Annotated in this window: 8 protein-coding genes, 1 tRNA gene and 1 pseudogene; 5 read left to right on the forward strand and 5 right to left on the reverse strand. The window is 73.8% G+C overall.

Annotated elements, in window-relative coordinates; translation table 11 throughout:
* Nucleotides 1–29: 29 nt before the first annotated feature.
* Nucleotides 30–1,241 (reverse strand): adenylate/guanylate cyclase domain-containing protein, encoded by a 1,212-nt coding sequence (locus ABTY20_RS21150; protein ID WP_351998557.1) that lies wholly within the window; start codon nt 1,239–1,241, stop codon nt 30–32.
* A 255-nt stretch (nt 1,242–1,496) separates the two neighbouring features.
* Here ABTY20_RS21150 and ABTY20_RS21155 point away from each other — a divergent pair, with 255 nt between their 5' ends.
* Nucleotides 1,497–2,456: a hypothetical protein gene (locus tag ABTY20_RS21155; protein ID WP_351998558.1), complete on the forward strand. Its 960-nt coding sequence runs from the start codon at nt 1,497–1,499 to the stop codon at nt 2,454–2,456.
* Nucleotides 2,453–2,956 carry a Pycsar system effector family protein gene (locus ABTY20_RS21160; RefSeq protein WP_351998559.1) on the forward strand — a complete coding sequence of 168 codons (504 nt, stop codon included), beginning with the start codon at nt 2,453–2,455 and terminating at the stop codon, nt 2,954–2,956. Before ABTY20_RS21155 ends, ABTY20_RS21160 begins: the two co-directional genes overlap by 4 nt.
* Before the next feature lie 79 nt (nt 2,957–3,035).
* Here ABTY20_RS21160 and ABTY20_RS21165 read toward each other — a convergent pair.
* Nucleotides 3,036–3,109 (reverse strand) — tRNA-Pro (locus ABTY20_RS21165).
* Between the two features lie 122 nt (nt 3,110–3,231).
* A pseudogene (locus tag ABTY20_RS21170) lies at nt 3,232–3,538 on the reverse strand (GntR family transcriptional regulator); the annotation flags it as partial.
* Between the two features lie 189 nt (nt 3,539–3,727).
* Here ABTY20_RS21170 and ABTY20_RS21175 point away from each other — a divergent pair.
* On the forward strand, nt 3,728–4,879 hold the full coding sequence (locus ABTY20_RS21175; RefSeq protein WP_351998560.1) for a Gfo/Idh/MocA family protein: 1,152 nt from the start codon (nt 3,728–3,730) through the stop codon (nt 4,877–4,879).
* A gap of 140 nt (nt 4,880–5,019) precedes the next feature.
* On the opposite strand, the gene ABTY20_RS21180 is transcribed toward ABTY20_RS21175, so the two are convergent.
* The gene (locus tag ABTY20_RS21180; RefSeq protein WP_351998561.1) at nt 5,020–5,634 is read right to left on the reverse strand and encodes a TMEM175 family protein; all 615 of its coding nucleotides are present in this window, start codon (nt 5,632–5,634) and stop codon (nt 5,020–5,022) included.
* A 53-nt stretch (nt 5,635–5,687) separates the two neighbouring features.
* Nucleotides 5,688–6,722 (reverse strand): LacI family DNA-binding transcriptional regulator, encoded by a 1,035-nt coding sequence (locus ABTY20_RS21185; RefSeq protein WP_351998562.1) that lies wholly within the window; start codon nt 6,720–6,722, stop codon nt 5,688–5,690.
* Nucleotides 6,723–6,829: 107 nt separating this feature from the next.
* On the opposite strand from ABTY20_RS21185, the gene ABTY20_RS21190 reads away from it, so the two are divergent.
* Both ABTY20_RS21190 and ABTY20_RS21195 read left to right on the forward strand, forming a co-directional pair.
* Nucleotides 6,830–8,005 (forward strand): phytanoyl-CoA dioxygenase family protein, encoded by a 1,176-nt coding sequence (locus ABTY20_RS21190; protein WP_351998563.1) that lies wholly within the window; start codon nt 6,830–6,832, stop codon nt 8,003–8,005.
* A gap of 64 nt (nt 8,006–8,069) precedes the next feature.
* On the forward strand, nt 8,070–9,074 hold the full coding sequence (locus ABTY20_RS21195; RefSeq protein ID WP_351998564.1) for a Gfo/Idh/MocA family protein: 1,005 nt from the start codon (nt 8,070–8,072) through the stop codon (nt 9,072–9,074).
* Nucleotides 9,075–9,208 lie beyond the last annotated feature (134 nt).

The following is a 9,208-nucleotide window of genomic DNA, read 5'->3' on the forward strand; positions in this document are numbered from 1 at the left end:
GCCCCCGGGGTCTCCTCACCGGTGGGGCGTCAGGCGGCGTCCTCCTCCCCCGGCTCCTCGATCTCCTCGGCCAGCCCGCCCTTGTCGTTCGCCACGACCTTGAAGCTCAGCAGCGCGCCCGCCGCGAACCGCTGGACCTTCGCGCGGGGAGTGAAGACGTGGTGGCCGTTGCCGAGCCGGTCCTGGACGCGCAGCCAGCCGTGGGCCTTGCCGTCGGGCAGCTTCAGGGTGCCTTCCGCGTAGTCGTCGACGAGGAGGATGCCCACGGCGTGGCGGTTGCGCTCGCCGTCGCCCCGTCCCGTCGCCACGAACACGACCCGGCTGCCGACCCGCAGGGACTCCTTGGCGTCCTCCGGGTACACCAGGTGGTCGGCGCGGAAGTAGAAGTCCTCGCCGGACCGGGGGTCGCGCACGAACCCGAAGTTGGCACCGGACCTCCAGCAGGTCACCTCCCCGGAGTGCCGCTCCTCCAGGGGGCCCTGGCGCCGTTCCTGGGCCGGCTGGCGCCTGCCCGCGGAGCGCTCGACGGGCAGACGGGTCGTACCGGGTGGCGGGGCGGCCTGCCGCATGCGGTCGGTGTTGCGCGTCACCGCCTCGGACTTGAGCCCGTACAGCTGCTGGTCCCAGAGGATCTCGTAGTACTCCACCGGTTGGTCGAAGCCCTTCAGCGGGGCCCGCTGCACGTCTCCCTGGTACTGCTCGGGAGCGCGGCCGAGGGCGATGCCGAGCCGACTGGCGATCTTCATGACGTTGGCCGCGGACGCCGTGGCCCGGTCGACGAAGACGGCCTTCGGGGAGGCGGCGTCGCACAGGCGCTTCGCCTTGTCGACCACCGTGCCGACGTAGTCGTGACCGCCCGTCGGCGTGGTGAAGGCGACGACCGAGCCCGTGCTGACGCCGATGCTGCAGTTGAAGTCGACGACGCCCTTGGCCCCCGTCCGGCCCTGGTTCGCGTCGTGGACCGCCTCCTGCACGGACACGGCGACGTTGACGGCGTCGGTCGCCCGGTCGCTGTCGAACGTGATCATGATGCCGTCACCGAGGTACTTGATCTCCGCCTCGGGGTCCGCCTGCACGGCGAGGGCGGTGACCGTGTCGTACAGCCAGCCGAGCGCGGGCAGCCAACTGGCCTCGGGCTGCTGCTCCTTCATGGCGGTCGAGCCGACCTGGTCGATGAACAGGACGGTGCGCGCCTCGCGGGACTGCGGTTCGGCGAACGCTTCACGGAGCTGAGTGGCCATGTCTCTCGCCTTTCGGTGCGATGTGGTGCGGTGTGGTCCGGAACGGGGCCCGGTCGGCCTCCGACACCTCCTAACGGACACGGTGGCGGGGTGCCGGCACCGGCCGCCCGTTGACACGGTGTTGACGGCTCGCCATAGTGAAGGAGCCGTTTCACCGCGGCCGAGCGCTTCGCTCCCACTGTGCTGTGCACAGGACACGTTGGCCCTACGGGTCGGCCCCACGCATGTGGGCCACATCACCTCCAGGGACGTGTCATGTCGAAGTCCGGCTCCTTCTGCACCGACCCCGACACCTGTCTGCCGCGCAGCGCGGACCTCGTCTGGGGCATCACCCGCCAGACCCGGCACATGCTGCACGAGGCCTGCCGGTCCGGTCCCTGCCACCACCCGGCGCCCTTCGGGACGGCGGACCCCGCGGCGGTCCGCCCCCGCGACGTGTGCGAGGGCGTCGGGTGTGTCGACCTCTTCATGGAGGTGTGGATACCGGCGCACTCCGCGATGCACGCCCGGTTCCGCACGCACGGCCCGGTCCCCGGCCCCGCTTTCGCCTACCTCACCAGCAGCGCCCGCTCGCAGCTCGCGGAGTGGAACCGCAGGGGCCGCGTGGCCAGGGGCGGGGTGGCCCGGCCCCAGCGGCGGGACGGGACCGTCGGCAGGATCGCGGCCTCCTACGAGGACCCGTGGCCGGCCGGCGTCTTCCGCTTCCTCCTCGGCTACGCCGCCTCCCCCGGGCCCCGGCCGGGCACCTGGCCGCTGGACGTCCTCACCTGCCGCAAGAACGCGTGGGACGGTGGCGACAGGGTGCCGGGGAGCCGGGCGGCACGGGCCGAACTGCGGGCCGACGTCGAGGCCTGTCTGGCCGTGGTCCGCCGGGTGGCGGGCGTCGGCTGGCTCCACGACTGCCTCCTGCTGCCCCTGGCCAACCGGGGAGGGGGCCTGTCCGCGCCGGTGGACGACGACGTCCGGCCGGCACCGGCGGGCGAGGAGGACGACGGCGAGCTCGTCGACGCCGCGGGCGTGATCCTCCAGGACCTGCTGGACCGTACCGCCGCCGGCGCGGGGCCGGGCCCGGCCCTGCGCGCCGCGGTCGAGGCCTGGCTCGGTGACGGTCCGCGTCCGGCGGCCTGGGAGGCGACCGGCGGCAACGACATCGCCCTGCGCCGCCTGGCGAAGCGCCTGGTGTCGGACCTCGTCCAGCAGAAGGAGGCGGCATGAACACCACCACCCGGCGCCCTGTGCGGACCGCGACCGCGCCCCCGGCCGAGATCAACGCGCTGATCGACGCCACCCGGCAGGAGAACGCGCGGGCCGACACCAAGTCGGCCGCCCTCCTCACCGTCGTGGGCATCGGGTTCACCGCCTTCTCGGTCGCCGGCGCGTCGGCGGTGGCGGTGCCCCTGCACGGCGGCGCCCGCTGGCTCTGCGTCGCGGCACTGGCCGGGGTGTGCGCGGTGGCGGAGCTGCTGCTGTGGGTGCTGCGCCCGGTGCTGGGGAGGGGCGACGTGGGCCAGCGGTACTTCGCGACCTGGCACCGCTACGCCTCGGCCCCCGAGCGGCTGGCGAGGGAACTCTCCGTCGACGAGGAGGCGTGCCGCACCCTCGTCGAGCTGAGCGGCATCGTGCTGCGGAAGTACCGGCTCCTCAGGTGGGCGGTGGACCTGATGGCCGCGGTTCTGCCCCTCATGGCCGTCGCACTGTCCGTGGCGCTTCTGTGACCACGCACGACGCCGTCCTGTCGTGCGTGAGGGGCCGGTCTCGCGGTTGCTGCGAGACCGGCCCCTGCGACGTCACACGTCGGGACGACAGGATTTGAACCTGCGACCCCTTGACCCCCAGTCAAGTGCGCTACCAAGCTGCGCCACGTCCCGGTGCGATGCGCGCGGTGAACCGCGTGATCACGCAGGTCAACAGTACCTCATCGGGACACCGGGGCGCCGGGCTCGGCCGGCGGCGGCCGTCTCCCCGCGGGAGGCTGCCGGGGCGATGGCGCCGCCCGCCGCGCGAAGTCCGCCGCGTGCGCGGTGACCTGCGCGTCGGTGACGGCGGCCGCTTCCTCCACGGTCACCACCCGCACCCGTGAACCGCGGTCGCGGATCCGCTCCACGAGCCCCTGGGACTCCAGCCCGATCAGCGCGGCCCGGACGCCGGCCCGGGTCACACCGAACTGCTCGGCGAGTTCCGTTCTCCACCAGCCGCTGCGCCGGCGCCGTCCCGCCGCGCGGGATCGCCTCCCGCAGCTGCCCGGGCGCAAGCCGTCCGGCCTGCTCCCCGGTACCCGGACGGGCTTGGTCCGGCATGGTCGCCCCCCTCTGAGCACGTGCCTGTCGAACGTTGATCCGGCCGAACGAGACCATCGACAATGTCGTTCGCCGGATCGCGGGCACCGCTCTCGGAGCGTTCTTTGTCCTGTCAAAAGGTTGACAGGACGCCGAGCCCCCGCAGAGGGTGAGCGGACAGGACACGGACCGGGCCGGAGAGAGGCTTTCATGGTGGACGCGCTGGGGGTCGCCGTCGTCGGATTCGGCTGGATGGGGCGGGTGCACACCCAGGCGTACGCACGCGTGCGGCACCACTATCCGCAGCTCGCCCTCCGGCCCGAGCTGGTCACGGTCGCCGAGGAGGTGCCGGGCCGGGCCGAGGAGGCCGCCGCGCGGTTCGGGTTCGCCTCGGCCACCCGCGACTGGCGGGAGGTGGCCGCCGACCCCCGGGTGCGGGCCGTCAGCATCACCGCCCCGAACTTCCTGCACCGCGAGATCGGTGTGGCGATGGCCGAGGCCGGCAAGCACCTCTGGATCGAGAAGCCGGTGGGCCTGAACGCGGACGACGCCCGCGCGGTCGCGGACGCGGTCGCCGAGGCCGGGGTCCAGGGGACGGTCGGCTTCAACTACCGCAACGCGCCCGCCGTGGAGGCCGCCCGCGCGCTGATCGCCTCCGGTGACATCGGCACCGTCACCCATGTCCGCGTCCGGCTCTTCAGCGACTACGCGGCTCATCCCGAGTCCGCGTTGACGTGGCGCTACGAGCGGAAGCGCGGGGGCAGCGGGGTGCTCGGCGACCTGGCCTCGCACGGCGTGGACCTGGCCCGTTTCCTGCTCGGCGACATCGCCTCGCTGACCGCGGACACGGCGGTCTTCCTGCCCGAGCGGGCCCGGCCGGCAGGCGCCACGGCCGGCCACTCCCGCGCGGCCGGCGGCGAACTCGGCCCGGTGGAGAACGAGGACTACGTCAGCTGTCTGCTGCGGTTCGCCTCCGGTGCGCGCGGGGTGCTGGAGGCCTGCCGGGTGTCGGTCGGCGAGCAGAACAACTACGGCTTCGAGGTGCACGGCACGCGGGGGGCGGTGTTCTGGGACTTCCGGCGGATGAACGAACTCGGTGTCAGCCGGGGGACCGGCTACCAGGACCAGCCCGTCAGCACGGTCCACGTCGGCCCGGGGCACGGGGAGTTCGGGGCGTTCCAGCCGGGGGCGGCGAACGCCATGGGCTACGACGACCTGAAGGTGATCGAGGCGTACCGGTTCCTGCGCTCCGTCGCGGAGGGGGTTCCGTACGGGGCGGTGCTCGCGGACGCGGTGCACAGTGCGGTGGCGCTGGACGCGATGGCGCGGTCGGCGGAGAGCGGGGCCTGGGTGGCGCTCTGACATCTCCCCGCCCCCGCCGCCCCTCCCCGTCCCCGGACCCCCGTGCACAGTCCCCCGCGCCCCCGCGGGGGCGCGGGGCCGTGCCGATGTGCGGCTCCGCTCCGTGGGCGCGGAAGGGGTCCGCGGCGAGGAAGGAGCCGTCACCCCGCCCGGGCGTTCTCGCGCCGGCCCAGCCACACCTTGACCGGTACCAGCACCAGCCACCACCACATGGCGGCGGGCCCGACGGCCAGGGCGAGCGGGACGGTCACCAGGAACACCACCACCGTCGCCCCCAGGTCGACGGCGTAGAGCCGCTCGTCCCGCACGGGCTCGGCTCCGCCGCGCAGCCGGGGGCGCCGGGCGACGAGGGCGGCCAGCGCCAGGTGGACGGCGCCGAGCGAGGCCACCGCCACCGCGTAGATGATCACCGAGGCGCGTTCGTCGCCGTACTCGGAGACCAGCGCGGTCGGGAAGGGCAGCAGGGCCGCGAGGCCCAGACCGAGCACGGTCAGCGAGATCACCTGCCCGTCCACCTGCCGGACCGTGCGGAAGATCGCCCGGTGGTCGCGCCAGAAGCCGCCCAGCACCGCCAGGCTGATCCCGTAGGCGCCCAGATTGGGCACCGTGTCGCTCAGGGCCTGGTGGAACCCCTCGGAGTCCAGTCCCTGCGGCACGGAGATGTCCAGGACCAGCAGGGTGATGGCGATGGCGAACACGCCGTCGGCGAGGGCGACCAGCCGCTCGGGCCCGCCTTCCGGGGTCGGATTCCTCATGCGCACGACGGTAGGCAGACCCGGCCCGCGGCACGCGGTTACACGCCCGGCCGTCACCCCGTCGACGTCGGGGACGGCATGTTGTAGGGGGTGACGACCTGGACGGCGGAGGGGAGGGTGGGTCCCGCGGGCGGCAGGGCGCCGTGGGCGCGCATCACCAGGTGGCAGGCCTCGCGCAGGTCGTGCCGCAGATCGTGGTGGAGCACGGCGGACAGCCGGTGCTCGCGCAGCAGCCGGGTGTTGTCGTGGTCGAGGTCGTGCGCGACGAACACGGCGCACTCGCGTCCGGCGTCCTCGAAGGCCCGCAGGGTGGCGATGTTGCCGCCGCCGATCGAGTAGACCGCGCGGATCTCCGGATCCCGTTCCAGCGCGGCCCGGACCAGGTCGTACTGGGTGGCGTCCAGCCCCTGTCCCTCGGTGATCTCGACGAGGCGCCGCCCGGGGTGCCGGACGCGCATGACGGCGCGGAAGCCCATCTCGCGCTCCTCCTCGTTGCGGAAGAAGCCGCTGGAGAGGCTGGTGAGCACATGGCCGGGCCGGTCGCCCAGCCACTGTCCCACGAGATGGGCGGCGGTCGCGCCCGCCGCGCGGTTGTCACTGCCGACGTGGCCGATCCGGGCGCTCGCGGGCAGGTCCGTCACCAGGGTCACCACCGGGACGCCGGCCGCCGCGAGCCGGCCGACGGCGGCGGTGACCTCGGGGACGTCGGGTGCCTTGAGGAGCACGCCCTGGGAGCCGCGCCGGCCGATCCGGTCGAGGAGCGCGACCAGTTCCCCCGCCGGGCCCGTCTCACGGAAGTGGAAGCGGGAGCGGACCACCGCCGGGTGCAGGGAGGGCAGTTCGGCCTCCAGGGCGGCGCGGACGGCGGTGGAGAACCGCTCCGGCGACTGCATCACGATGTCCACCATGAACGTCCGGCCGACCAGCCGGACCTGGGTGCGCTGCCGGTCGAGGTCGGCGATCGCCCGGCGCACCTCCCGCGCGGTGCTCTCCCGCACTCCGCCCCGGCCGTTGAGGACCCGGTCCACCGTGGCCTCGCTCAGCCCGGCCTGACGTGCGATTTCCCGGATCGGGAAGGGGTGGCCCACATCGGCTCCTGAGGGGTTTTTGATGGCTTCCTGCTGGTTGTTCGAGGGGTTTGTGCTGACAAGAATGACATCACCCGCGTCGCTCCGTGCCCCGAAGGGACGACCTCATGTCCGCATCCTCCTCCGTCCAGACCCCCGCGCCGCCCGCCTGGCTGTCCGAGCGGGACTGCGACCTGGACGCCTTCCGCGCACTGGTCGGGCAGCCGACCGAGGCCGCCGCCTACCCGCACGCCAGTGGCGTCGAGCGGAACGTGCTGCTGTACGACGCCGACCGGATCGCCCTCGCCGACCGCCGTGCCGTCCAGGCCGAGCTGGTGCGCGCGTTCGCGGACGGACCCGGCATCGTGGTGGTCCGCGGGGCCTTCGCCGACCCGGCCGTGGTGGACCGGACCACCGCCGTGTTCGACGCCCTGATCGCCGAGCAGCGCGCCTCGGGCGGCGGCGCCGGTGACCACTTCGCCAGGCCGGGCGCCAACGACCGGGTGTGGAACGCCCTGGAGAAGGCGGCCCTGTACGACCCCGAGGCCTTCGCCGACTACTACGGCAACGAGATGATCGCGCTGGTCTGCGCGGCCTGGCTCGGCCCCGGGTACCAGGTCACCTCCCAGGTCAACGTGGTCAACCCGGGCGGCGCGGCGCAGACCGCGCACCGCGACTACCACCTCGGCTTCCTCTCCGGCGAGGCCGCCTCCGCCTACCCGGCGCACGTGCACCGCCTCTCCCCCGTGCTCACCCTCCAGGGCGCGGTGGCGCACTGCGACATGCCCGTGGAGTCCGGGCCCACGCTGTACCTGCCGCACTCGCAGAAGTTCGAGCCCGGCTACCTCGCCTGGCGGCTCCCGGAGTTCCGGGCCTGCTTCGACGAGCACCACGTCCAGCTGCCGCTCGCCAAGGGCGACGCGGTGTTCTTCAACCCGGCGCTGTTCCACGCCGCCGGCGCCAACCGCTCGGCGGACATCCGGCGCATGGCCAATCTGCTCCAGGTGTCCTCGGCGTTCGGCCGGGCGATGGAGACGGTGGACCGGGAGGCCGTGACGGGCGCCGTCTACCCGGTGCTGCTCAAGCGCAAGGCCGAGGGCGCCGGCGAGCGGTGGCTGGAGAACGTGATCGCGGCGAGCGCCGAGGGCTATCCCTTCCCCACCAACCTCGACAGCGACCCGCCGGTCGAGGGGCTGGCCCCGCCCTCGCAGGCCGATGTCGTACGACGGGCGCTGCGCGAGGGATGGACCGCGCGGACGCTGCGCGGCGAACTGCGGGCCGGCGCCAGACGACGCGAGAGCTGAAACCGACACCCCGCCCCCGACCGTACGCACCACCACGCACCACGCACCCAAGGAGCACGCTTCCATGCGTATCGGAATCCTCGGTCTCGGCCGCATCGGCGCCTTCCACGCCGAGACCCTGTCGGGGCTCGGGGCCGTCGGGTCCCTCGTCGTCTCCGACCCGTTCACGGACGCCGCGAAGGCCGCCGCCGAGCGGTTCGGCGCCGAGGTCGCGGACTCCCCCGAGGCACTGCTCGCGGCCGGGGTGGACGGCGTGGTCGTCGCCGCCGCCACCGACGCCCACCCGGCACTGATCCTGGCCTGCGTGGAGGCGGGCGTGCCCGTCTTCTGCGAGAAGCCCGTGGCCCGCACCATGGCCGAGGGGGTGGAGGTGCTGAAGGCCGTCGGAGGCCGTGACGTGCCGGTCCAGATCGGCTTCAACCGCCGTTTCGACGCCGGTTTCGCCGCCGCGCGGGACGCCGTACGGAGCGGGGAGCTGGGCACGCTGCACACCGTGCGCTCGACCACGCTCGACCCGGCGCCGCCGCCGGCCGCGTACATCCCCGCGTCCGGGGGCATCTTCCGGGACTGTGCGGTGCACGACTTCGACATCATCCGCTGGGTGACCGGCCGCGAGGTGACCGAGGTGTACGCGGCCGGCGGCAACCGGGGCGCCGACTACATCAGGGAGGCGGGCGACGCCGACACCACCGGCGCGGTCCTCACGCTGGACGACGGCACCCTCGCGGTGGTCTCCAACAGCCGCCACAACGCCCGGGGCCACGACGTCCGCATGGAGCTCCACGGCTTCACCGACTCCATCGCGGTGGGCCTGGAGGACAGGCTGCCGCTGCGGTCGGTGGAGCCGGGCGCGACGTTCCCGGCCGGTCCTCCCCACGGCTTCTTCATGGACCGCTTCGCGGCCGCCTACCGCGCCGAACTGACCGCGTTCACCGAGGTCGTGGCCGGTACCCGGCCCTCGCCGTGCACGATCGCGGACGCCCTGGAGGCCGGCTGGGTCGCCGAGGCGTGCACACTGTCCCTGCACGAGCACCGTCCCGTCACCATCGAGGAGGTACGGCGGTCATGAACCGGTCCGGCCCGAAACCTCTGCGCATCGGAATCCTGGGAGCCGCGCGGATCACCGAGCGCTCCCTCGTCGGCCCCGCCCGGGCGGGGGGGGGGGCCCCCCCGGGGCGGGGGGGCCCCGGCCCCCCGCCCCCC

This window comes from Streptomyces sp. NPDC126497, assembly GCF_040302425.1.
Taxonomy (GTDB): Bacteria; Actinomycetota; Actinomycetes; order Streptomycetales; family Streptomycetaceae; genus Streptomyces.